20 protein-coding genes and 1 pseudogene are annotated in these 24,062 nt (G+C 67.2%); 15 read left to right on the forward strand and 6 right to left on the reverse strand.

The window, feature by feature from the left end; all coding sequences use genetic code 11:
* Positions 1–33 precede the first annotated feature (33 nt).
* The 6 genes from ABZX37_RS36255 (at position 34) to ABZX37_RS36280 (ending at position 7,462) form a co-directional block, all read left to right on the forward strand.
* Positions 34–1,647 (forward strand): carboxyl transferase domain-containing protein, encoded by a 1,614-nt coding sequence (locus tag ABZX37_RS36255; RefSeq protein ID WP_354747363.1) that lies wholly within the window; start codon positions 34–36, stop codon positions 1,645–1,647.
* A 5-nt stretch (positions 1,648–1,652) separates the two neighbouring features.
* A complete protein-coding gene (locus ABZX37_RS36260; RefSeq protein WP_354747364.1) occupies positions 1,653–3,638 on the forward strand; it encodes an acetyl-CoA carboxylase biotin carboxylase subunit in 1,986 nt (661 codons plus the stop codon).
* Positions 3,635–4,792 (forward strand): acyl-CoA dehydrogenase family protein, encoded by a 1,158-nt coding sequence (locus tag ABZX37_RS36265; RefSeq protein ID WP_354747366.1) that lies wholly within the window; start codon positions 3,635–3,637, stop codon positions 4,790–4,792. The genes ABZX37_RS36260 and ABZX37_RS36265 overlap by 4 nt, the downstream gene beginning before the upstream one ends.
* A 71-nt stretch (positions 4,793–4,863) precedes the next feature.
* A complete protein-coding gene (locus ABZX37_RS36270) occupies positions 4,864–5,373 on the forward strand; it encodes a GNAT family N-acetyltransferase (RefSeq protein WP_354747368.1) in 510 nt (169 codons plus the stop codon).
* A gap of 60 nt (positions 5,374–5,433) precedes the next feature.
* Positions 5,434–6,300, forward strand: coding sequence for an SDR family oxidoreductase (locus tag ABZX37_RS36275; protein WP_354747370.1), 867 nt, complete (start codon positions 5,434–5,436; stop codon positions 6,298–6,300).
* Positions 6,301–6,403: 103 nt separating this feature from the next.
* Complete coding sequence (locus ABZX37_RS36280) at positions 6,404–7,462, forward strand: alpha/beta hydrolase (protein WP_354747372.1); 1,059 nt, start codon at positions 6,404–6,406, stop codon at positions 7,460–7,462.
* Here the strand turns inward: ABZX37_RS36280 and ABZX37_RS36285 are convergent.
* Complete coding sequence (locus tag ABZX37_RS36285) at positions 7,451–7,846, reverse strand: hypothetical protein (RefSeq protein WP_354747374.1); 396 nt, start codon at positions 7,844–7,846, stop codon at positions 7,451–7,453. The genes ABZX37_RS36280 and ABZX37_RS36285 overlap by 12 nt on opposite strands.
* Positions 7,847–7,912: 66 nt before the next feature.
* Between ABZX37_RS36285 and ABZX37_RS36290 the strand changes: the two genes are divergently transcribed.
* Positions 7,913–8,902, forward strand: coding sequence for an NADPH:quinone reductase (locus tag ABZX37_RS36290; RefSeq protein ID WP_354747376.1), 990 nt, complete (start codon positions 7,913–7,915; stop codon positions 8,900–8,902).
* Here ABZX37_RS36290 and ABZX37_RS36295 read toward each other — a convergent pair.
* Positions 8,864–9,829, reverse strand: coding sequence for an NADP-dependent oxidoreductase (locus ABZX37_RS36295; protein ID WP_354747378.1), 966 nt, complete (start codon positions 9,827–9,829; stop codon positions 8,864–8,866). The two genes, ABZX37_RS36290 and ABZX37_RS36295, sit on opposite strands and share 39 nt — an antisense overlap.
* A gap of 75 nt (positions 9,830–9,904) precedes the next feature.
* On the opposite strand from ABZX37_RS36295, the gene ABZX37_RS36300 reads away from it, so the two are divergent.
* The 4 genes from ABZX37_RS36300 (at position 9,905) to ABZX37_RS36315 (ending at position 13,589) form a co-directional block, all read left to right on the forward strand.
* A complete protein-coding gene (locus tag ABZX37_RS36300) occupies positions 9,905–10,267 on the forward strand; it encodes a helix-turn-helix domain-containing protein (RefSeq protein ID WP_354747380.1) in 363 nt (120 codons plus the stop codon).
* A gap of 206 nt (positions 10,268–10,473) precedes the next feature.
* Entirely contained in the window at positions 10,474–11,220 is a 747-nt protein-coding gene (locus ABZX37_RS36305; protein WP_354747382.1) for a hypothetical protein, read from the forward strand.
* A gap of 858 nt (positions 11,221–12,078) precedes the next feature.
* Complete coding sequence (locus tag ABZX37_RS36310; RefSeq protein ID WP_354747384.1) at positions 12,079–12,378, forward strand: hypothetical protein; 300 nt, start codon at positions 12,079–12,081, stop codon at positions 12,376–12,378.
* Complete coding sequence (locus ABZX37_RS36315) at positions 12,375–13,589, forward strand: DUF6575 domain-containing protein (RefSeq protein WP_354747386.1); 1,215 nt, start codon at positions 12,375–12,377, stop codon at positions 13,587–13,589. Before ABZX37_RS36310 ends, ABZX37_RS36315 begins: the two co-directional genes overlap by 4 nt.
* A 479-nt stretch (positions 13,590–14,068) precedes the next feature.
* Here ABZX37_RS36315 and ABZX37_RS36320 read toward each other — a convergent pair whose 3' ends face one another.
* The 4 genes from ABZX37_RS36320 to ABZX37_RS36335 form a co-directional block, all read right to left on the reverse strand.
* Positions 14,069–15,280: an acyl-CoA dehydrogenase family protein gene (locus ABZX37_RS36320; RefSeq protein WP_354747388.1), complete on the reverse strand. Its 1,212-nt coding sequence runs from the start codon at positions 15,278–15,280 to the stop codon at positions 14,069–14,071.
* 28 nt (positions 15,281–15,308) lie between these two features.
* On the reverse strand, positions 15,309–16,604 hold the full coding sequence (locus ABZX37_RS36325) for an acyl-CoA dehydrogenase family protein (protein ID WP_354747441.1): 1,296 nt from the start codon (positions 16,602–16,604) through the stop codon (positions 15,309–15,311).
* Between the two features lie 101 nt (positions 16,605–16,705).
* Entirely contained in the window at positions 16,706–17,896 is a 1,191-nt protein-coding gene (locus ABZX37_RS36330) for a low temperature requirement protein A (RefSeq protein ID WP_354747389.1), read from the reverse strand.
* A gap of 53 nt (positions 17,897–17,949) precedes the next feature.
* Positions 17,950–19,131 (reverse strand): TetR/AcrR family transcriptional regulator, encoded by a 1,182-nt coding sequence (locus tag ABZX37_RS36335; RefSeq protein WP_354747391.1) that lies wholly within the window; start codon positions 19,129–19,131, stop codon positions 17,950–17,952.
* Positions 19,132–19,290: 159 nt separating this feature from the next.
* On the opposite strand from ABZX37_RS36335, the gene ABZX37_RS36340 reads away from it, so the two are divergent.
* The 4 genes and pseudogenes from ABZX37_RS36340 to ABZX37_RS36355 all read left to right on the forward strand — a co-directional run.
* On the forward strand, positions 19,291–20,502 hold the full coding sequence (locus tag ABZX37_RS36340; protein ID WP_116203333.1) for an acetyl-CoA C-acetyltransferase: 1,212 nt from the start codon (positions 19,291–19,293) through the stop codon (positions 20,500–20,502).
* 7 nt (positions 20,503–20,509) lie between these two features.
* Complete coding sequence (locus ABZX37_RS36345; RefSeq protein ID WP_354747393.1) at positions 20,510–22,681, forward strand: 3-hydroxyacyl-CoA dehydrogenase NAD-binding domain-containing protein; 2,172 nt, start codon at positions 20,510–20,512, stop codon at positions 22,679–22,681.
* 375 nt (positions 22,682–23,056) lie between these two features.
* On the forward strand, positions 23,057–23,446 hold the full coding sequence (locus ABZX37_RS36350) for a hypothetical protein (RefSeq protein WP_354747395.1): 390 nt from the start codon (positions 23,057–23,059) through the stop codon (positions 23,444–23,446).
* A pseudogene (locus ABZX37_RS36355) lies at positions 23,443–24,045 on the forward strand (DUF3558 domain-containing protein); the annotation flags it as partial. The gene ABZX37_RS36350 and the pseudogene ABZX37_RS36355, both read left to right, overlap by 4 nt.
* Positions 24,046–24,062: the final 17 nt, after the last annotated feature.

Raw genomic sequence — 24,062 nt, forward strand, 5'->3', positions numbered from 1 at the left:
AGTTAACGACCGCTAACGTCTCGACGGAGAGCCATGGACACGCCGGTACTGCGCAGTTCCGCGGATCCGAACAGCGACACTTTCACCCGTAGCGTCACCTCGCACGGCGAATTGGTCGAGGATCTGCACAAGCGGCTCGCCGCCGCCCGGCTCGGCGGGCCGGAGAAGTCGCGCGCCCGCCATGTGGAACGCGGCAAGCTGCTGCCGCGCGACCGGGTGGACGCGCTGCTGGACCCGGGATCCCCGTTCCTGGAGCTGTCCCCGCTCGCCGCGACCGGACTGTACGACGACGAGGCCCCGTCCGCGGGCATCATCACCGGGATCGGGCGCGTGTCCGGCCGCGAATGCGTGATCGTCGCCAACGACGCCACGGTCAAGGGCGGCACGTACTACCCGATGACGGTGAAGAAGCACCTGCGGGCGCAGGAAGTCGCGCTGCACAACAACTTGCCGTGCATTTACCTGGTCGACTCCGGCGGCGCGTTCCTGCCGCGCCAAGACGAGGTCTTCCCGGACCGCGAGCACTTCGGCCGGATCTTCTACAACCAGGCCACCATGTCCGCGCGCGGCATCCCGCAGATCGCCGCCGTGCTCGGCTCGTGCACCGCCGGCGGCGCGTACGTCCCCGCGATGAGCGACGAAGCGGTCATCGTGCGCAATCAGGGCACCATTTTCCTCGGCGGCCCGCCGCTGGTGAAGGCCGCGACCGGCGAGGTCGTCACCGCTGAAGAACTGGGCGGCGGCGACGTGCACGCGCGCCAGTCCGGCGTCACCGACCACCTCGCGGACGACGACGCGCACGCGCTGCGCATCGTCCGCGACATCGTCTCCACGCTCGGCCCGCGCACGCCGCGGCCGTGGGACGTCAAGGCGATCGAGCCGCCCGCCGCGGACGAACGCGAGCTGTACGGCGTGGTGCCGACGGATTCGCGCACCCCGTACGACGTGCGCGAGGTCATCGCCCGCGTCGTCGACGGCAGCCGGTTCGCGGAGTTCAAAAAGGAATACGGCTCGACGCTCGTCACCGGCTTCGCGCACATCCACGGCCACCCGGTCGGCATCATCGCGAACAACGGCGTGCTGTTCGCCGAGTCCGCGATGAAGGGCGCGCACTTCATCGAACTGTGCGACCGGCGTTCGATTCCCTTGGTGTTCCTGCAGAACATCACCGGCTTCATGGTCGGGCGCGCGTACGAGGCGGGCGGCATCGCCAAGCACGGCGCGAAAATGGTCACCGCGGTGGCGTGCGCACGGGTGCCGAAGTTCACCGTGATCATCGGCGGCTCCTTCGGCGCGGGCAACTACTCCATGTGCGGCCGGGCGTACTCGCCGCGGTTCCTGTGGATGTGGCCGAACGCGCGGATTTCCGTGATGGGCGGCGAGCAGGCGGCGTCGGTGCTGTCGACGGTCCGCCGCGACGCGATCGAGGGCCGCGGCGGCGAATGGTCCACTGAGGACGAAGAGACCTTCAAAGACCCGATCCGCGAGCAGTACGAGGAACAGGGCAGCCCGTACTACTCCACCGCGCGGCTGTGGGACGACGGCGTGATCGACCCGGCGGACACCCGCACGGTGCTCGGGCTCGCGCTGTCGACCGCGGCCAACGCGCCTCTGCCCGAGGTCAACTACGGCGTCTTCCGGATGTGATGAGCGTGTTCGAGACTGTTTTGGTCGCTAACCGCGGCGAGATCGCGGTTCGCGTAATCCGGTCGCTGCGTGCGCTCGGGATCCGTTCGGTCGCGGTGTACAGCGACGCGGACGCCGACGCCCGGCACGTGCGCGAGGCCGACACCGCGGTGCGCCTCGGCCCGGCCGAAGCGGCGAAAAGCTACCTGTCGATCCCGGCGATTGTCGCGGCGGCAAAGGAAACCGGCGCGCAGGCGGTGCATCCGGGGTACGGCTTCCTCGCTGAGAACACCGCGTTCGCGCGGGCTTGCGCGGAGGCCGGACTGGTGTTCATCGGCCCGCCGCCGGAAGCGATCGACAAGATGGGCGACAAGATCCGGGCGAAGGCCACGGTGTCCGCGGCCGGTGTTCCGGTCGTGCCCGGCGCGTCCGATGTGGACATTCCGGAGGGCGGGTACGCCGCAGCGGCGGCGAAAGTCGGTTATCCGCTGTTGCTGAAGCCGTCTGCGGGCGGTGGCGGCAAGGGCATGCGCCTGGTGCACGAAGAGTCCGAACTGGACGCTGCGATCGAGTCGGCGCGCCGGGAAGCGAAGAGTTCTTTCGGTGACGACACGTTGCTGATGGAGCGGTTCGTCACCACGCCGCGGCACATCGAGATCCAGGTGCTCGCCGACACGCACGGCACTGTGCTGCACCTCGGCGAGCGCGAGTGCAGCCTGCAGCGGCGGCACCAGAAGATCATCGAGGAAGCGCCGTCGGTGCTCCTGGACGAGGCCACGCGGGCGAAAATGGGCGCGGCGGCCGCGGAAGCCGCGCGGTCGGTCGGCTACGTCGGCGCGGGCACGGTCGAGTTCATCATGTCCGCGCACAACCCCGACGAGTTCTTCTTCATGGAGATGAACACCCGGCTGCAGGTGGAGCACCCGGTCACGGAAATGGTGACCGGACTCGACCTGGTTTCCTGGCAGGTGCGGGTGGCGGCAGGGGAGCCGCTCGGACTGACCCAGGACGACGTGCGCCTCGACGGGCACGCCGTCGAAGCCCGGGTCTACGCCGAGGATCCGGCGCGCGGCTTCATCCCGACCGGCGGCACGGTGCTGGCCGTGCACGAGCCCTCCGGCGACGGCGTGCGAGTGGACTCGTGGATGTCGGTCGGCGCGGTGGTCGGGTCGAACTACGACCCGATGCTGGCGAAGATCATCGCGCACGGCCCGGACCGGGCGTCGGCGCTGCAGAAACTGGACCGCGCGCTGGCCGACACCGCGTTGCTCGGCCTCGGCACGAACATCGCGTTCCTGCGCGGTTTGCTGGCCGACGAGGACGTCCGCGCCGGGAAGCTGGACACCGAACTGGTGGACCGGCGACTGTCCGCATTGGTCTCTTCCGAAGTCCCAGCCGGGTTTTTCGTCGCCGCGGCAATGGATCGGCTGGTTTCGCTGCAGCCGACGGACGCGGTCGTGGACCCGTGGGACATCCCGAGCGGATGGCGGCTCAGCGGCCCCGGCGGGATCACTTTCCGGCTGCGGACCGGGGAAAACCAGGCCGTCGTGCGGGTCGAGGGCACGCCGTCGGACGCTTCGGTGCAGGTGGACGACGCCGAGCCGGTGCGCGTTTCCGCCCGCCGCGAAGGCGATCTGCTCGAGGTGCGCCGGGCCAACGGCGTCGAGCGGTACCGCTGCGCCGACGGTCCACAGCGGACCGTGTGGCTGGCTCGCGAAGGCAAGTCGTTCGCGTTCGCCGACCAGGAATTCACGCTCTCCTCGCGCGGCGAGGCGGCGGGTGCTGGTCCGGTGAAGAGCCCGATGCCGGGAACGGTGCTGGTGGTCAAGGCCGCCGAAGGCGACGTGGTGAGCGCCGGTACGCCGCTGCTGGTCGTCGAGGCGATGAAGATGGAGCACACCGTGACCGCGCCGATCGACGGTGTGGTGACTGAGCTTTCGGTGCGGGTCGGCCAGCAGGTCGCGCTCGACGAGACGCTTGCCGTCGTGAGTGCGGCAGAGGAGAAGCAGTGATCGACTTCCGGCTTGACGAGGAATACGAAGCGCTCCGCAAGACGGTCGAGGACTTCGCGCAGGCGGAGGTCGCGCCGGTGATCGGCCCGCTGTACGAGAAGGAAGAATTCCCGTACGACCTGGTCGCCAAGATGGGCGAGATGGGCCTGTTCGGCCTGCCGTTCCCGGAGGAATTCGGCGGCATGGGCGGGGACTACTTCGCGCTGTGCCTCGCGCTGGAGGAATTGGCGCGGGTCGACTCCTCGGTCGCGATCACACTGGAGGCGGGGGTTTCGCTCGGCGCGATGCCCATCTACCGCTTCGGCACCCAGGAGCAGAAGGAAACCTGGCTGCCCATGCTGACCACGGCCGAGGCGCTCGGCGGATTCGGGCTCACCGAACCCGGCGGCGGCTCCGACGCCGGGGCCACCCGCACGCGCGCCCGGCTCGACGGCGACGAGTGGATCATCAACGGCAGCAAGGCGTTCATCACCAACTCCGGCACCGACATCACGAGGCTGGTCACCGTCACCGCGGTCACCGACGTGATGGAGAACGGCCGCAAGGAGATCTCGGCGATCATCGTCCCGTCCGGCACGCCGGGCTTCGCGGTGGCCCCGAAGTACTCGAAGGTCGGCTGGAACTGCTCGGACACCCACGAACTGTCCTTTTCGGACGTCCGGGTGCCCGCGGAGAACCTGGTGGGCAAGCGGGGCCGCGGCTACGCGCAGTTCCTGTCCATTTTGGACGAGGGCCGGGTGGCGATCGCCGCGCTGAGCGTCGGTCTCGCGCAGGGCTGCGTGGACGAATGCCTGAAGTACGCGAAGGACCGCGTCGCGTTCGGCCACCGGATCGGCGAGTACCAGGCGATCCAGTTCAAGATCGCGGACATGGAAGTGCGCGCGCACACCGCTCGGCTGGCGTATTACCAGGCGGCGTCGAAGATGCTGCGCGGCGAACCGTTCAAGAAGGAAGCGTCGATCGCGAAACTGGTGGCGTCGAACGCGGCGATGGACAACGCCCGCGACGCGACGCAGATCTTCGGCGGATACGGCTTCATGAACGAATTCCCGGTCAGCCGCTTCTACCGGGACGCGAAGATCCTGGAAATCGGCGAGGGCACCAGCGAGGTCCAGAAGATGCTGATCGCGCGCCACCTCGGGGTCGGCGCCTGAGACCCGGCGCCGCCGGGGCGTCCGGGCGGAGTCCCGGCGGCGCTGCTTCACCAGATCCTTATGGTGGAGCCATGGAGTTCACCATCCGGCCTGGGGTTGCCGGAGACGCAGACGTAATGCTGGGGTTTTTCGACGACGCCGTCGCATGGCTGGTCGCGCGGGGCAGCGCGGGCCAATGGGGCACCGAGCCGTGGAGCAACATCCCGAAGCGGGTCGAGCGGGTGCGCGAGTACGCGGCCGATCCCGAGCTCCGGATGGCGGAGGTCGACGGAAAGCCCGCCGGAGCGCTGATCCTCGGCCAAGCGATGCCGTACGCGCCGCAGGTCGACGAGCCCGAACTGTACGTGCGGCTGCTGATCACTTCGCGCCAGTTCACCGGGCACCGGGTCGGCTCGCGGCTACTGCAGCACGCGATGGACGAGGCGAAACGGCGCGGGATCGACCTCGTGCGCGTCGACTGCTGGGCGGGCGGCGACGGCGATCTGCCGCGCTATTACGAGAGCCAGGGCTTCAAGCCGACCGAGCAGTTCACCGTCGACGGCTGGCTCGGCCAGGTCCTCGAGCAACGGGTTGGGGGATAGCGGCGCGGCCGGACCCGGAGGACGATATTGGCTAGATGTCAATAGACCGAGGAGTCCGCCATGGCCAGGCAGTCGCTCTCCGGGAAGGTCGTCGTCGTCACGGGCGGCGCGCAGGGCATCGGGGCGGCGACGGCCGCCGCGCTGCACCGGCGCGGTGCCCGGCTCGTGCTCGGCGACCTCGACCGGGTCCGGGCCGAGAAAACCGCTGGTGAGCTGGGTCCGGACGTGGTCGCGTCGCCGCTGGACGTCACGGACACGGCCGCCTTCACCGCGTTCCTGGACGACGTCGAAAGCACTGTCGGGCCGATCGACGTGCTGATCAACAACGCCGGGATCATGCCGCTCTCGCCGCTGGACGAGGAGGACGACGCGGCCACGCGGCGGCTGCTGGAGATCAACGTGCACGCGGTCGTGCACGGCACGCGCGAGGCCGTCAAGCGGATGAAGCCGCGCGGGCGCGGGCACATCGTGAACGTGGCGTCGATGGCCGGAAAGTCCGGATTTGCCGGTGCGGCCACATATTGCGCTACGAAACACGCGGTGGTCGGGCTGTCCGAGGCGGTGCATCTGGAGCTGCGCGGTACCGGCGTCGAGGTGTCGTGCGTGATGCCCGCGGTGGTGCGCACGGAACTCGCGTCGGGGCTGGGCGAAGCGCGGTTCATCAAGTCGGTCGGGCCGGAAGACGTCGCGGTGGCGATCGTCGACGCGCTGGAGCGGCCGAAGTTCGACGTATTCGTACCGAAATCGCTTGATCTGACCGGCCGGTTCACGCGGTTGTTCCCGCGCGCGTTCGGCGAATGGCTGGTGCGCGCGCTCGGCGGCGATCAACTGCTGGCGTCCGCCGCGCATTCGCCCGAGCGCGCCGAGTACGAGGACCGGGCCGCCCGCAGCGCGCCGTCGGCCGTCCCGCCTGGTGGGAGCGTCTGACGGGGACGTGCGCTTGCCGGGTGCTTGCGGGAGTGGCGTGTTGATGCCGCGCCCGCGCGCACGGCAAGATGCCCGGCAGACGACGAGTTCCAGGAGGCGCTGAATGGTTTCCCCACCGGCCCGGTTGGCTGCCGCGGCGGCCAATGTCGTGGGCAAGGTTTTCCAGGGTGGGGTCGCCGATCTGCGGCCGATGCCGAGGGTCCTGATCGACCAGGGGCCCAACCGGTCGGTGTACCGGATGACGCACGGCGCGTCCGAGGTCTCCGGCCCGCCGGTGCTGCTGGTGCCGCCGCTGGCCGCGCCCGCGCTGTGCTTCGACCTGCGCCGCGGCTGCAGCCTCATCGAGCACCTGGTGGAGGGCGGACGGCCGACCTACCTGGTGGACTACGGCATGGTCGCGTTCTCCGACCGCCGCCTCGGCATCGAGCACTGGATCGACGAGGTGCTGCCGAGGGCGATCCGGAAGGTCAGCGAGGACGCCGGCGGACAGGGCGTGCACCTGGTGTCGTGGTCGCTCGGCGGGATTTTCTCCATGCTCGTCAGCGCGGACCAGCCGGAGCTGCCGATCGAATCGATCACCGCGGTCGGCTCGCCGGTCGATTTCACCGCGATCCCGATCGTCGCGCCGTTCCGCCCGCTCGTGGACCTGACCGGCGGGCACCTGCTCACCCCGGTGTACCGGGTGTTCGGCGGCGCACCGTCCTATTTGGTCACCCGGGTGTTCCGGGCCACCGGGATCTCCAAGGAAATCACGAAACCGCTGGCGATCCTGAAAAACCTCGACGACCGCGACTACCTCGCGCAGATCGAGGCGGTGGACCACTTCATGGGCAACATGTACGCCTACCCCGGGCGGACGTTCGGCCAGCTGTACCACCGTTTGTTCCGCACCAACGACCTCGCCGAGGGCACCGTAGACCTGAACGGGCGCAAGATCAGCCTGTCCGACGTGAAGACACCGATGCTGGTGGTGGCGGGCGAAAACGACACCATCGCGCCGCGGGCGTCGGTGGAACGCGTGGTGCAGCTGCTGGAAAACGCGCCGGAGGTCCGGTTCCGCACCGCGCCCGGCGGGCACCTCGGCGTGCTCACCGGCCGTCGCGCCCGGGGCACGACCTGGCGGTACCTCGACGAATTCCTGGACGACCGGTCAGCTGGCTGAAGGCTGCTGCGGGAAGAACCACGTCCGCACGTCGCGGGTGAGCAGCGCACGCAGTGCGAGCCCGGCGAAAATCAGCGGCAGAATGCCGGGCAGGCCCTTGCTGAGCAGCGTGACCAGGCTGTTCAGCACCAGGAGGCCTTCGATGACCGCGGCGGTCACGTAGGCCCATTGCTGGCGCTTCGGCAATACGACCGCGCACACCGCGAGCGCGATGGCGGTCGCGTAGGTGATCACGATGTAGAGCTGGGTGAGGCTGATCAGGTCGACCAGCGAAACGCCGGCCATCCCGGCCAGCAGCAGCGGCCCGATCGCGCTCAGCGCGACCTGGATCCACATGAAGATGCGGGCCTGTTTGAGGTCGGCCGGCGCCACCGGAGCGGTCATGCCGGGCAGATTAGGGCATTTACGCGGCTTTGCGCGCGGATTCCGGGCAGCGGAGATCAATCCGATATGCGCGCGAAGTCGGTAATAAACCGGCGGTACCGTGGGCCGGTGATCGCTGCATACGTGACGTCGCTCGGCGACAGTTCCGAGATCAAGGTCGGTCAGCTTCCAGACCCCGAGCCGGGGCCGCGCGAACTGCTGGTGAAAGTGTCCGCGGTGACGGTGAACCACGTCGACACCTTCATCCGTTCCGGCGCGTATCCCACCGAGGTTTCTTTGCCATTCGTCATCGGCCGGGACTTGGTGGGCACGGTTGTTTCCTCGCCGGTGAACCGCTTCACGCCCGGCGACCGCGTGTGGTGCAACAGCCTCGGCCACGACGGTCGGCAGGGTTCGTTCGCGGAGTACTGTGCGGTTCCCGAGGACCGGCTGTATCTCTTGCCGGACGGGGTTTCCGACGACGCTGTCGCCGTCCTGCACACCGCCGCCGCTGCGTATCTGGGCCTTTTCGAGCACGCCGACGCCGGTTACGGCGAGACGATTGCCGTGCTCGGCGCGGGCGGCGGGGTCGGCAGCGCCGTCGTCCAACTTGCTTCGACCGCTGGCCTGCGCGTCATCGCGACCGCCCGCGCCGACGACGCGGAATGGTGCCGGGAATGCGGTGCCGACGAGGTTTTCGACTACGCCGATCCCGACCTCTATCGCAAACTGCCGGCGGTGGATCTTTTGTGGGACAACGCAGGCAGCCATGATCTGATCTCGGCAGTGCCGCTCTTGTCCCGTGGCGGCCGCATCGTCGCGATGGCCGGAATGGAGTCGACCCCGACGCTGCCGATCGGCGAGTTGTACACGCGTGACGCGAGCATCCGCGGTTTCGCCATCAGCAACGCCGGTGTCTCCGCGCTGGGTTCCGCTGCCCGGGTCATCAACCGGGCCCTGTCCACCGGAATCCTTCGCCCTCGCGTCGGCACTCGCCTGCCCCTGTCGTCGGCCGCCGAAGCGCACCGATTGCAGGAATCAGGCGAGGCGCGAGGCCGGATCGTGCTGGAGGTTTGAACCGACCGTGAGGACGACCTTGCCCTGGAGATGACCGCCGTCGAGCAGCCGATGCGCGTCGGCGATGCGCTCGAACGGGAACGTCTCCTGCACGTGGACCCTGAGCTTGCCCTGTTCGACGAGCCCGACGAGCTGCCGCAGCGCGACCGGATCCGGATCGACCCCGATCCCGCTGAACCGCATTCCCGCCGCCTCGAACTTCGCGATCAGCGCGGTGTCTTCGTCGGCGACCGCCGTCACGAGATGCCCGCCGGGACGGAGTACTCCGAGGGACCGCTCGACTGTGTCGCCGCCGAGAGTGTCGAGCACAACGTCGATTTCGCTGACCACTTCACTGAAGTCGACCTTCTTATAGTCGATGACTTCATCGGCGCCAAGCCCCTCGACGAACTCCCGCTTGCTCTCGCTGGCCGTAGCAATCACGTGCGCACCAAGGGCTTTCGCGATCTGGATCGCGACGTGCCCGACTCCGCCACCGCCGCCGTGAATCAGAACGCGGTCGCCTGCGCTCACTCCGCCAAGGTCGACCAGCCCCTGCCACGCCGTCAGCCCGACGATCGGCAAAGCGGCGGCCTCGACGTGCGAAAGCTTCTCCGGCTTGCGGACCAGATGCAACGCCGGTGCCGCCACTGCTTCGGCATACGCGTTGGCGGCGCGGGGAAACAACGGCATCCCGAATACTTCGTCGCCGGGCCGGAACCGCCAGGTCAAGGCCTCTTCGACCACGCCGCTGACATCCCAGCCGAGCACGAACGGCGGCTGGCCGAGCAAGGGGAATTCGCCCTCCCGCAGCCGTGCTTCCAACGGATTCAGCCCAATCGCCTTGACGCGCACGAGGACTTCGGTCGGCAATGGGCGGGGTTCGGGCGCGTCGGCGATCGTGAGCACTTCGGGACCGCCGAGTTTCTGCTGGGTGATGACTCGCATGACTCTCCTGGTTTCTGGAGGGGTACGAAAACCAGGCTAGGATTCCGATAGGTACCAGCAGGTACCTTGGACTCCATGAGCGGTTCCCGCGGCATCTTCCTCGCCGATTGCCCGGCGCGGCTGGCAGTAGAGCTGATCGCCGACAAGTGGACGGTGGTCGTGCTCGCCGGTCTCAGCAAGGGGCCGGTCCGGCATGGGGACCTGGTTGACCTGATCGGCGGGATCTCCCGGAAGGTGCTCACCCAGACGCTGCGTCGGCTGGAAGCGCACGGACTCGTCCGGCGCCAGGCGTATGCCGAGGCTCCGCCGCGCGTCGAGTACGAGCTGACGCCGCTGGGAGCGACGCTGATCGAGCCGATCCACACCCTGACGGAGTGGGCCCGCGCGAATGGGGACGCGGTTCTGGATGCGCTGGATTCTGTCGCCCAAAACGATTGAACAAGGTCTCTTGGCTGCGCATTCACTGATGAATAGCGGCTGAAACTGCACTATTCGCAATCAGTGGCGCTGTTGTCGTTGTCACGATTCGGGTTCAGAACGGCGACGGCTGAGGACCGTGCGCAACAAAGGCTAGCTCGCACGCGATCCGTGGAGCACCGCAGGCGGCAGAGGGGCTGCGCAACTCGATCAAACGGACAATAACTATGAGCGTTCCAGAAGATCGCAGTGTTGTCGAGTTCGAAGAACCGGATCACCGGGACGGCCGGTTGAGACGGCGGATGGAGCTGGAGTTCATCGACAGCGGGCTCGACAGCTCGTCGCTCGAGAAGCAGTCCGTCGACGACCTCCGTGCGTCGCTGGACCGGCTTGACGCCTTCATTGTCCGGCAGCAGAAGAAACTAGAGCTGCACGAGGAAGCGCTGGCGACGGAAAGCGGGTCGAAAGGGCGTGCGGACGCCCTCCGCAAGGTGAACGCCCATCGCAGTGCCTTGAAGATCTCTCTGGAGCGACGTGAGCAGATCCTCGAGTTGATCAACGGGCTGACCGTCGGGCAGGAGATCGGCAAGCTGAGAAACGCGGTGTCCGGGGTAGACGACGCCGGAACCAAAGGGGAATTCCACCGGTTGCTGGGCGAATTCGAAAGCAAGACCGGTCAGATCGACGGCGAGCTGAAGGAAACCAGCCGGAAGATCGCCGAAGTCGAAGTCGAGGCGGCGGCGATGGCCACCGATATCGACAAGTACGAGCGGAAAGCCAAGGTGTGGCAGAACTTCCTGGCGAAGGAATCCGTCGCGACCTATGTCGGAGCCGCGATTCTGCTGATCATGTGCCTCGCGGTGGTGGCCGCGATGTTCGCCGCGGTGGAGATCAACCAGGTGCTGTCGAGCGCGTTCCTGCTGGTCCTCGGCTATTTCTTCGGGCAATCCACGGGGAAGAGGCAGGTGGAGTAGCTCGGCCCGCCTCCGCGAGACGGGCCGAGCGGCTGGACTACTTGAGCTGCGCGCTGGTCTTGCCCAGCACCCGCCGAGCCACGATCAGTTGCTGGATCTGCTGCGTCCCCTCGAAGATGTCCAAGGTTTCTCAGCAGATTCTCACCAATCTCGTTCACTTCGCCGAAAGCAGCCTCTGAACTGCGCTTATGCGTCTTGCTAGGTCTCGGCGTCTGCCGCCTCTCTCTGAGTGTCTGACGGCCTCGAGACGGCTCAGCGCTCGGCCGCACTGACCCTTGTATCCCGATACGAAGCCAGCACGCGACTGGTGGTGCCAGGTCAAGACACGTTTCACCCGTCTTGACCCTGTGCTACCGAACCGTTGTCACGATCAGGCGTCGGGATGTAGGTCCCCCAGGACGGTGCGTAACGGAGATCGAGTCACGAACGACCCGAATGTCACAAGCGCTCGTAGAGGGAGGCCGACGTTGGCTCAGGAGATCTCTGCCCCGCCGCCGTGTGGCGCTGCGCCAGGTGACGACCTGCTGGTGGTCGCACGCCCGGCGCGCGAAGCGGAGCGGAGCGGCAGTCCGCCGTATCGGGAGCGGATGCGGCCGCCAAGACAGGGGTTACGTGGGCGATAGGCGCGCCGTTACCGCAGGCGTGCTCTTGATCCCATAGAGCGATGTTCGGCAGCGCGCTGTCTGCGGTGGTGAAAAGTGTCGTACACCTGTGTGACGATGCTAGCGACGGCGAAGCGAAGGCCAGTTGGCGTCTTGAGGAGGTTTCGTGGAGTGGCCTGAGTTCTACCCGTCTTCCTGTCCGCCTGAGGATGCCATCGTGCCCGAAGGGGCTTGCTACCGCTTTGTGAGGAGTGACGTGCCTGAGGTGAGTGACTTCGAGTCGAACAAGGAACGCCACCTCGCCGGCAAGATGAGGCGGAACTGGCCGGACGAGCAAGAGTGTGCAGCCTCAGGCTTGAGCGTGTTCAGCACCTTGGATGAAGCCGAGGCAGCGCGTAAGGCTATTCCTGGTTTTAGGAAACGCAAGGTTGCGAAGGGTGATATTGCATCATTGGGCCTGATCAAAGATACTCCGAGCCATACCTCAAAGGGTCACCAGACTTGGTGGCGTCCAATAGGTGATGAATCGTGGTTGAATTTTGAGGTTGTCGCATGACATGGTTGCCTGAGGGAACGCCTCTTGGCGATCTTAGAATCGTCGAGACGTTTGCGTTCTACGATGGCCCCAGAATCTTCAGTGCGATATCAGGAACTGGGCAGTTTTATGTAGCAGTTTGGGTTGACTCGAGCGACGAATCTGACACCTGGATCTATGTCCCGGTCTCCGAGGGTCGTCTTATAATGGTGAGATCGGGAGGAATGTCACTGCGGGACGCGATGCAACATTCAGAGGGTGTTGTATATGAGGTAGAACTAGCGGCCGTCCCGGGTGATGGAATTGTGGATAAGGTGTCGCCGATCTACGCTGGAGGCTTGCCGGAAGAGTGGCTTCCGGACTCTGATTTTAGCGTGAAATTGCCGACGCCAACGTTGCCACCTATGAGTGATGCAAATCAGTTGGAGTTGGCGGCGACGCAGGAGCATCGGACGCATGTGCGAATCCGAGTTATGCTACCCGAATTCACTCGGACCGAGGCGCCGGTTCAGACTGTGGGCAAGATCTTAGTTGCAACGCAAAATGTATATGACAACCTCGGTTATCGATTGCAAAGCGACGAGCCGCCAACTCGGGGGAAAGTTCCTTCTGAGATATCCAGCCAGATGGCCGCTTCTGTAACGCAACTTTCCGCCGCGAGCTTTGTTGTAGAGTTGGCGTCGGGGCAGTTGGATGACATATTCGGCGACTCGCTATTTGCTCAGGCGACCCGCCAGTTGATGAGTATCTTGAGTCAAGATTTTGCTGCGCCCGAGTTGACTCAATCTGTTCGAGAGTTGAAGGTTCGCGCCGCAAAAAGCTTTAGATCATTCGTTGAGAAGCTGGCTGAATCTAATGCTGATGTGGCCATCGCTGCGGCCGGAAGTGGCTTCCCGCATCAGTTGGCGACTCTCTCCTCGGATAGAATTCAAGACTTGCTTTCGCGACTTCGAAATTTGGTGCCGAAAGAAGAGGTCGAGATAATTCGTGGTCGCATGCGCTTGTTTAGCATAGACGAGCATCGTCGTCGGTTTGGCCTGCGGGACGTGTCGGATTCCGATCCGGTTGACTATGAAGGTCGAATAGATGAACGTGCTGAATACGCGGCTACCCACGCGACGATTAACAGTATATATGAAGTTGCAATAGAGGCTACAACCATACTCGATGAATCAGTGGGCGAGGAGAAGGTTACTTATCGGTTGGTGCAACTCTTCGCTCGGGACGAATAGGCGGCTTTGCGTCACTGTTGACTGCATGGTCGGCGACGCCGACCTACCTGCGGTCGTGTTGGGACGGGTCGTCACCGCGCTGCACCGCCCGGCCTGAATAAGACGACCGGGCGACGGAATCGGCCTCGGCCGACGGCGTGGGGTACAAGTGCGCCTGCACGGCGACCTCGACGCGGGGCCACCACCTGGCCGTGACTACGTTGAGCAAGATCGGTGAGGCTGATTCACGTGGACTACCTCGGTCACTCAGACCTAAGCTTCACGCTCCAGGCGTACACGCCGTCGTCCCGTCGAACCACCGGTAGACGCGGTAGGCGGTAGACGCGGTAGGCGGTCGGCGCGGTGTTCGGGCGACCTGGGTCTCGATGACGGTCTAGTAGTAGCCTGATCACGCGATCCGGCTCAGGCGACGCGAAGGCCGCCCAGTTGCAAGGCCCCGAGAAGGGCAAGCGACCGGGCGGCTTTCCGTGACGTCACAACTACTTCAATTGTGCCGAAGTCTTGCCCAGCACCCGCCGAGCCACGATCAACTGCTGAATCTGCTGCGTCCCCTCAAAGATGTCCAAGATCTTGGCATCCCGGGACCACTTCTCCAGCAGCGATTCCTCCGTATACCCATACGCCCCGGCAAGCTCGACGCACTTCAACGTCACATCGACCACCGTGCGACCAGCCTTGGCCTTCGCCATGGAAGCCTGCAGCGAGTTTGGCTCACGGTTGTCCGCCATCCACGCCGACTCCAGCGTCAGCAGATACGCCGCTTCGTAGTCCGCTTCCAGTTGCAGGAAAGTCGCGGCGGCAGCGTGCTGCGTCAGAGCCGGGCGGTCGTAGTCGATGACAACCCCGGCTTCGGTCAGGACGCGGCGGGTTTCGTCCAACGCCGCGCGTGCGACGCCGATCGCCATGGCGGCCACCAGCGGGCGGGTGTTGTCGAAGGTCTGCATGACCCCGGCGAAACCCTTGGCGGTGTCGATTTCCGGCGTGCCCAAGAGGTTTTCGCGCGGAACCCGGCAGTTCTCGAAGCGCAGCACGGCGGTGTCGGACGCGCGGATGCCCAGTTTGTGCTCCACGCGCACGACCTCGAAGCCCGGCGTGCCCTTCTCCACCACGAAAGACTTGATCGCGGCGCGGCCCTTCGTGCGGTCCAGCGTCGCCCAGACCACGACGGCGTCCGCGCGCTGGCCGGACGTCACGAAGATCTTTTCGCCGTTCAGGATGTAGTCGTCGCCGTCCTCGGTGGCCGTCGTGGTGATGGCGGCCGAGTCCGAACCGCAGCCGGGTTCGGTGATCGCCATCGCGGCCCACAGGCCCTTGAAACGCTCAAGCTGCTCGTCGGTCGCGACGGAGCCGATCGCGGCGTTGCCGAGGCCCTGGCGCGGCATGGACAGCAGCAGGCCGACGTCGCCCCAGCACATCTCAATGGTGCCGAGCACCACGTTCAGGTTGGCGCCGTTGCGGTTTCCCTTGGGTCCACTGTCCTTTTCGGACCGGCGCACGCCAGCCGCGCCGGCCCCGCCCTCGCCGGAGGAGTTCAGGCCGTCCAGCAGTGCGGCGAACATGTCCAATTCGGACGGATAGGTGTGCTCGGCGCGGTCGTACTTGCGCGAGATCGGCCGGAACACCTCGGCCGCGGCCTGGTACGCCTGGTTGATCAGGGCGCCGGCCTTCTTCGGAGCTTCCAGGTTGATCATGAGTTGCCTTTCGGAGCAAGAAAAAGGATCAGAGGAGGACGGCGCCTTCCATCACGCCGATCGCCCGCAGGTCGCGGTACCAGCGCTCCACCGGGTGCTCCTTCACGAACCCGTGCCCGCCCAGCAACTGCACGCCGGCGTTGCCGATCTGCATGCCCTTGTCCGTCGCGAGCTTCCGGGCGAGCGCCGCTTCCCGCGCGTATTCCTTGCCCTGCTCGGCTCGCGAAGCCGCGCGCAGCGTGACCAGGCGCAGGCCTTCCAGTTCGATCGCGATGTCCGCCACCGAGAACGCGACCGCCTGCCGGTGGCTGATCGGCTCGCCGAACGCGGTGCGCTCGTTCACGTAAGGCACGACGTAGTCCAGCACGGCCTTGCCGACACCCGCGGCGAGCGCCGCCCAGCCGAGCCGGGAAAGCCTTATGACCTCAGTGAAAACGTCCGCCTTGCCGCCGCCGAGCAGCGCGCCCGCGGGCAGCGAAACCTTCTCCAGATGCAGCTTCCCGGTGGCCGCGCCGCGCAGGCCCATCGCGGGTTCGGACTCGATCGTCACGCCCGCGTTGGACGATTCGACCAGGAACAGCGCCGGTCCGCGGCCTTCCAGATCGGCCGAGACGAGGAACAGCTCGGCCTCCGCCGCGCGCGGGACGAGCGACTTCACGCCGTCGAGCTGGTAGCCCTTCGGGGTGCGCTTCGCCTTGGTGGCGGGCTTGAACGGGTCGAACAGCGGCGTCCGCTCCAGCAGCGCGAGCGCCGCGGCGGGCACCTGCTCGCCGGTGAACGCGGGCACGTAATCGGCTTGCTGCTGCTCGTCGCCCCACGCGACCAGCGCGGTGCTCACCGCCGACGGGGCCAGCACGGCCACCGCGAGCCCGAGGTCGCCGTGCGCGAGCGCCTCCGCGACCAGCGCGTTCGTGACGACCGAACGCTCCGTGCCCGCGCCGCCCAGCTCCTCCGGGATGCCGACGAGGCTGATCCCCAGCTCGGCCGCGCGGCTCAGCAGACCCTCCGGCGCGGCGAGCTTCTCGTCGGCGTCCGCGGCGGCCGGGCGCAGCTGCTCGGCGGCGAACTCGCCGACCGTCTCGACGATGAGCTTCTGGTCCTCGTCCGGCGTCAGATCGAACAGCCCGCGGTCGTCCGGCTTCGCCAGCCGCGCCGGCTTGCCCAGCCGCTGGACCGAGGTGAACGACCTGGTCGCCGCCCCCGCCGCGCGGAAACCGCTCCGGGTTCCCGTCTTGACCAGGTTCTGCACCGGTCCGCGCAGCCCGACCCGGTCGATCGCCTTGCTCCCGGCCAACCGGGTGAGCGCGGCCAGCCCGAGGCCCATCGCGTCTCGTTTCCTTGGCGCAGCCATGCAGCATCTCCCTCGCGTTACCTACTCACGAGTAGGTTAACGCGACGACGCGGAATCCGCCAGTGCGGCCCGGCTCACTCGACCACCGGCCGCCTGGCCAGCGACGTGCGTTCGAACGCGATGAGCAGCAGGACCGAGGCCGTGACGATCAGCAGCAGCAAGGCCGCGGGCACGTGTCCGAGCAGCGGCGTGAGCGCGAGCAGCACGGCGGCGAGCACGAGCCGCTGCCGGTTCCAGGTGCCGAGGTTGCGTCGCCGAAGCGAGCTGAGCGCGACCAGATACAGCGCGAGCCCGCCGGTCAGCGACCACAGCGCGACGCCGTGCAGCGCGTCCGTCGGACTGTGGTGCACGCTGTCGGACAGCGTGAGGAACGTCTTCTTCAACCCGAGCGAGATGAGCACGATGCCGGCGATGAGCGGCAGGTGCAGATAGGTGTAGGAGTCGGTCGCGATCTTGGCGCGCGCGATGCCCTCGGCGCGGGCGAGCCGTCGCTCGGCGACGTGCGCGACCAGGTCGAAGTACGTCCACCACATCCCGGCGGCGAGCGCGATCCCGCAGATCGACGACCCGGCGATGAGCCAGGTGATCGGCACGTGCCCGATCCCGATGCCGATCGCCACGACCGATTCGCCCAGCGCGATGATCACGATCAGCCCGAACCGCTCGGCGAAGTGCGCGGGCGAGTGCACCCGCCAGCCCGTCGGTCCGGAGAGATAGACGTTGACGTAGTCCACCAGCAGCGCGACCACCCACAGCACCGGCTGCCACGCCCCGCCCACGACGTCGGCGACGGCCAGCAAGGCCAGGCTCGGGATGAGCCCGCGCAACATCCGCAGCAGCACCTGGCGCAGTTCGGCGTCGTGCCGCGCGGCCCCGAGGTAGGCGACGATGTGCAGCAGCCGCACGACGCCGTAACAAGCGACGAACAGCAACGGCCCGTCGAGCCCGCCCGGTTCGTTGGTGAGCGCCTGCGGCACCGCGAGCGCGACGAGGAACATCACCGCCATCGCGCCGAACATCGCCAGCCGCGCGATGCCGTGGTCGACGTGGATCGTGGTGCCGAGCCACGCGTAACTGCACCAGCACCACCACAGCACCATCAGCACCAGCAGCCCCTCGCCGACGCCGAGCAGGCTCAGGTGCCCGGACATCAGCTCGGTCGTCTGCGTGATGGCGTAGACGAAGACCAGGTCGAAGAAAAGCTCGAGGGTCGTGACGCGGTGGCCTTCGTCCGCGCGAACCAGATGCAACCGTCTCGTGGGCACGGCAGATGCTTACACGTCCGGGGGAGCGGCAGGGACGGTTTCGCGCAGAGCGTTCAGTCGAGCCCGAGGACCGCGTGCAGCACTGCCGTCAGCTCAGCTTGCAGATGCGGCCTGCTCTTGATCCGCCCGGTGCGGCTCAGGTCGTTCGCGATAGTCAGCGCGGCATGCACCCGGATCTTCGCCTCGCGCGCCGGAAGCTCCGGAAACACCGCGCACAGCAGCGAAACCCACTGATCGACATAGTCACGCTGGACCCGCCGCAGATCAGCTTTGTCCCGCTCCGGCATGGTCACCCGGTCCGCCGTGAACGACACCAGCAGTTCCGGCGTACGCAGCAGAATGTGCACATACGACGCGGCAAGCCGTCCCAGCGCGGACCGCTCGTCGGGTGCCTGCAGCGCTTGCTCGGCGGCCAGCGCGAGGCGGTCCGCCGCGCGGTGTCCGATCGCGACCATCAGCGCGCCCTTGCTGGGGAAGTGCCGGTACACACTGGGCCCGGCGATGCCCGCCGCCGCGCCGATGTCTTCCATGCTCACCGTGTGGAAGCCGCGTTCGGCGAAAAGCCCGGTCGCGGCGCTCAGCACCTGCTCGCGGCGGGACGGCGTGCCGAGGCTGCTTGCGACCGGTGCCGCAGGCTCGGCGGGGACTGGTAGCGAGACGTTGAGCACCTTCAATGCCAGCTCGACCAGCAGCGGCACGAAGCGTTTGCGCGCCACCGACGTGTGGTGCACCGCGACGCTCCCGAACACTGACAGCGCGGCCCAGCACAGCAGCTCAGCCTCGTCCACCGACAGCTCCGGACGCAGCGTGAGCAGGGCTTTCGTCCACGCGTCGAGCACCGCGCCGGACCGGCGGCGGATCTCGCGGCGCTGCTCGCGCGGCAGATGCGGACCTTCCCAGCGCCACAGCGCGGCGATCTCCCGGCGCTCGACCGCCTGCGTCGCGAGGCCGGTGAGCAGGGCGTCCAACTGCTCCAGCGGCGGCGCGGAATCGGCGAGCGCGGCCGCGGTGGCCGATTCCATGTCGTCGATTCCGGCGAGCACGACGTAGGCGAGGATCGCCTGCTTGTCGGCGAAATGCCGGTACAGCGCGGGCCCGGTCACGCCCGCCGAAGCGGCGATGTCGTTGATCCCGACACCGTGGAACCCCCGCGCGCGGAACAGCTCGGCCGCGACGGCGGCCAGCTGGGCCTTGCGGTCGCGAGGCCGCGTGCCGCGGGAGGGAGACGTACTCATGGTGAACTGACCATAGCGTGAATCGAAACTACGGCAACCCATTGACACCATGGGGTTCATCGGGCTTATGTTAATGGCCATTAGCACCTACTGGCCGGTATAGTCGGCGGCGAGATACACCGCAGTGTCCAACCACGCCGCTTCGCGGAGGAGTGTTCAGTGAGTAGCGAGGCCTACATCTACGAGGCGTTGCGCACGCCCCGGGGCAAGAACAAGGGCGGTGCCCTGCACGGCACCAAGCCGGTCGACCTGGTGGTCGGCCTCATCCAGGAGCTGAAGGTCCGCCACCCGAACCTCGATCCGCAGGCGATCGACGACATCGTGCTCGGCGTCGTGTCCCCGGTGGGCGAGCAGGGCGCGGACATCGCGCGCACCGCCGCGCTCGTCGCGGGCCTGCCGCAGACGGTCGCGGGCGTGCAGCTCAACCGGTTCTGCGCGTCCGGGCTCGAGGCCACGAACGTCGCGGCGCAGAAGGTCCGCTCCGGCTGGGACCAGCTGATCATCGCGGGCGGCGTCGAGTCGATGTCGCGGGTGCCGATGGGTTCGGACGGCGGCGCGCTGTTCATGGACCCGGCCACCGCGTACGACCAGTACATCGCCCCGCAGGGCATCGGCGCGGACCTTATCGCGACGATGGAGGGCTTCTCCCGCGAGGACGTGGACGCGTTCGCGGTCCGCTCGCAGGAGAAGGCCGAGGCGGCCTGGTCCGGCGGCTACTTCGCGAAGTCCGTGGTGCCGGTGAAGGACATGAACGGCGTCACGATCCTCGACCACGACGAGCACCGCCGTCCGGGGTCCACTGTGGAGGGTCTGGCGAAGCTCAAGCCGGCCTTCACCACGATCGGCGAGATGGGCGGCTTCGACGCCGTCGCGCTCCAGAAGTACCACCAGGTCGAGAAGATCGACCACGTGCACACCGGCGGCAACTCGTCGGGCATCGTCGACGGTTCGGCGATCGTCCTGGTCGGTTCCGAGCAGGCGGGCAAGACCTTCGGCCTCACGCCGCGGGCGCGCATCGTCGCCACCGCCTCGATCGGCTCCGAGCCCACCATCATGCTGACCGGTCCGACGCCGGCCACCGAAAAGGTCCTGAAGACCGCGGGCCTGACCCCGGACGACATCGACCTGTGGGAGCTCAACGAGGCGTTCGCGTCCGTCGTGCTCAAGTGGCAGAAGGACTTCGACCTGCCGGACGAGAAGATCAACGTCAACGGCGGCGCGATCGCCATGGGCCACCCGCTCGGCGCCACCGGCGCGATGCTGGTCGGCACCGTGGTCGACGAGCTGGAACGCCGCGAGGCGCGCCGGGCGCTGGTGACCCTGTGCATCGGCGGCGGCATGGGCGTCGCGACCATCATCGAGCGGGTGTGAGGACCTGATGACCGAGAGCAAGACCATCCGCTGGGACAAGGATTCCGACGGCATCGTCACGCTGACCCTGGACGACCCGGACCAGTCGGCCAACACGATGAACCAGGCCTTCCGCGAGTCGCTCGCCGCGACCGTGGACCGGCTCGAGGCGGAGAAGGACGACATCGCCGGCGTCGTGCTCACCTCGGCGAAGAAGACCTTCTTCGCCGGCGGCGACCTGCGCGACCTGATCCAGGCGCAGCCGGAGCACGCGGCCGAGATCACCGCGTCCAGCACCGCGATGAAGGGCCAGATGCGCCGGCTCGAGCAGCTGGGCAAGCCGGTCGTCGCGGCCATCAACGGCGCGGCGCTCGGCGGCGGTCTCGAGATCGCGCTGGCGACGCACCACCGCATCGCGGCCGACGTCAAGGGCAGCCAGATCGGCCTGCCCGAGGTCACCCTGGGCCTGCTGCCCGGCGGCGGCGGCGTGGTCCGCACCGTGCGGCTGCTCGGCATCCAGAGCGCGCTGCTGAACGTGCTGCTGCAGGGCCAGCGGCTCAAGCCGCGCAAGGCGCTGGAGCTGGGCCTGGTGCACGAGGTCGTGGACACCGTCGACGAGCTGGTGCCCGCCGCGAAGGCGTGGATCAAGGCCAACCCCGAGGGCGGCGTGCAGCCGTGGGACGTCAAGGGATACAAGATCCCGGGCGGCACCCCGTCGAACCCGAGCTTCGCGGCGAACCTGCCCGCGTTCCCGGCGAACCTGCGCAAGCAGCTCAAGGGCGCGCCGATGCCCGCGCCGCGCGCGATCCTCGCCGCCGCGATCGAGGGTTCGCAGGTCGACTTCGACACCGCGATCCAGGTCGAGACGCGCTACTTCGTCAGCCTCGCCATCGGGCAGGTTTCGAAGAACATGACCAAGGCGTTCTTCTTCGACCTGCAGTCGATCAACTCCGGCGGTTCGCGTCCGGACGGGTTCGAGAAGTACACCGCCAAGAAGGTCGGCGTGCTCGGCGCCGGGATGATGGGCGCCGCGATCGCGTACGTGTCCGCGAAGGCGGGCATCGACGTCGTGCTCAAGGACGTCTCGCAGGAGGCGGCCGACAAGGGCAAGGGCTACGCGGTCAAGCTCGAGGAGAAGGCGCTCTCGCGCGGCAAGACCACGCAGGAGAAGTCGGACGCGCTGCTGGCGCGGATCAAGCCGACCGCCGACCCGGCCGACTTCGCGGGCGTCGACTTCGTGATCGAGGCCGTGTTCGAGAGCGTCGAGCTGAAGCACAAGGTGTTCGGCGAGATCGAGAGCATCGTCGACGCCGACGCGGTGCTGGGCTCCAACACCTCGACCCTGCCGATCACCGCGCTGGCCGAGGGCGTGCAGCGGACCGAGGACTTCATCGGGATCCACTTCTTCTCGCCGGTGGACAAGATGCCGCTGGTCGAGATCATCTGCGGGGAGAAGACGTCGCCCGCCACGCTGGCGAAGGTCTTCGACTACACCCTGCAGATCCGCAAGACCCCGATCGTCGTCAACGACAGCCGCGGCTTCTTCACCTCGCGGGTCATCGGCACCTTCATCAACGAGGCCGTGGCCGCGCTGGGCGAGGGCGTCGAGCCGGCGTCGATCGAGCAGGCGGGTTCGCAGGCCGGGTACCCGGCGCCGCCGCTGCAGCTGATGGACGAGCTGACCCTGACGCTGCCGCGCAAGATCCGGGCGGAAACCCGCGCCGCGATCGAGGCCGAGGGCGGCACCTGGACGCCGCACGCGTCCGAGGCCGTCATCGACACGATGCTCGACAAGTACGACCGCAAGGGCCGCTCCACCGGAGCGGGCTTCTACGAGTACGACGAGAACGGCAAGCGCACCGGTCTGTGGCCGGGCCTGCGCGAGGCGTTCGGCTCGGGTTCGGCGGACGTGCCGTTCGAGGACCTCAAGGAGCGCATGCTCTTCGCCGAAGCGCTGGAAACGGTGAAGTGCTTCGACGAGGGCGTCCTGACCACGGTCGCGGACGCCAACATCGGGTCCATCTTCGGCATCGGCTTCCCGGCCTGGACCGGCGGCGTGATCCAGTACATCAACCAGTACGAGGGCGGCCTGCAGGGCTTTGCGGACCGGGCCCGCGAACTGGCGGCGCGGTACGGCAGCCACTTCGAACCGCCGCAGTCGCTGGTGGAGAAGGCCGCCAAGGGCGAGATTTACGAATAAGGCAGGTTTGACTGGCGGGGCTGCTCCGGAATTCTTGGAGCAGCCCCGTTTTCGTTGCGCCACGATCCGTCCCCAGCGTCGGACGGCAGCTTCATCCCGCCGTCGCGGATATTTCCGACACAAGCCAGATTCGCAGTCGGAGCTGCCGGGGTTCCTCAGCGTCGCAAACCGCCTGTCTGGCCGGAGGCGCTCCAGCCAATGCGGGCCGTGCCTTTCCGGAGCATCCAGCCGCGCGGTCCCGGACGTCCTGACTGATCATCGTGAACCCGGGACGGCCGCCTCCTGGCCGTACTAGAGTGACCGCTCGGCCACTCATGGTGGCTTGCGCGGGCCGGTATGGGTCCAGGGAAGCATTGCGCGGGGAGGCGTAGAGCGGTGAGCGACATCAAGCACGGCGGGTCGTACGGGGGCGAGTCGCCAGACCGGTTCGTGAGCGGCTTGTTCGGGAATTCCGGCGGCTACTCATTCGATCGGTCGACCTTGGATCACATCGCCAGCGAGTTCGAGGGTCTGGCACGCGAGTTCGATCTGGACGTCGACACCGCAAGGGTCATTACGCGGACGCAGCCCCCAGGGCTGGATTTCGCGAGCGGTGACAACGCAAAGGTGTTTCAGGGCTCCGGCGAGGCGTTGGTCAAGTCGCTGCAGGATCGCGCGGAGTACTGCCGCAAGCAGGCAGGGAAGTTCCGCAAGGCACTCGGCGGCTACACCGCCGCCGAGGACACGCACGCGACCGACGTGAAGAACATCGGAGGAAGCCTGTGAAGCGGGCAGTCGCGTTGGCTGGCGTCGCGTTGTTCGCACTGGCCGGTTGTTCGTCCGCCAAGGACGGGCAGGCAGGCCCGGAGCCGTCCGTTCCCGCCGGCCCGGCCTCGTCCAGCAGCGGTGCCACCGGTCAGCTCCCCGGTCCTGGCGTGCCGAAGGTCGAGAATCCGATCGACACCGCTCAGGCCGCCAAGGATCCGTGCAAGGCGCTCACCGCGGGCCAGCTCAACGGCCTGTTCGGGTCGCCGGTGGAATCGCTTCCCCGGCTCGATGGCGCGGCCGGCCCCGCGTGTTACTGGGGAGGCGACGCGGCACACGGCGACGCCAAGATCTCGGTGATCTTCACAGCTGCCGACAAACAGGGGCTGACGTCGGTTTACGCGGCCAAAGGCAGCTCATACAAGTTTTTCCAGCCGCTTGCTCCTGCGGGCGGGTACCCGATCGTCGCGTACGACGTGTCCGCCAGCCGCACTCCTGGCGAGTGCAACGTGGCGGTCGGCGCCAGCGACACGCAAACGATCGACATCGGCGTCCGGCAGCCTAAAACACGGATCGGCTCGAAAGATCCGTGCGACTCCGCCCGCAACGTGGCCGAGATGGTCGTGGGCAACATCCG

Source organism: Amycolatopsis sp. NPDC004079 (assembly GCF_040610415.1).
GTDB lineage: Bacteria > Actinomycetota > Actinomycetes > Mycobacteriales > Pseudonocardiaceae > Amycolatopsis > Amycolatopsis halotolerans.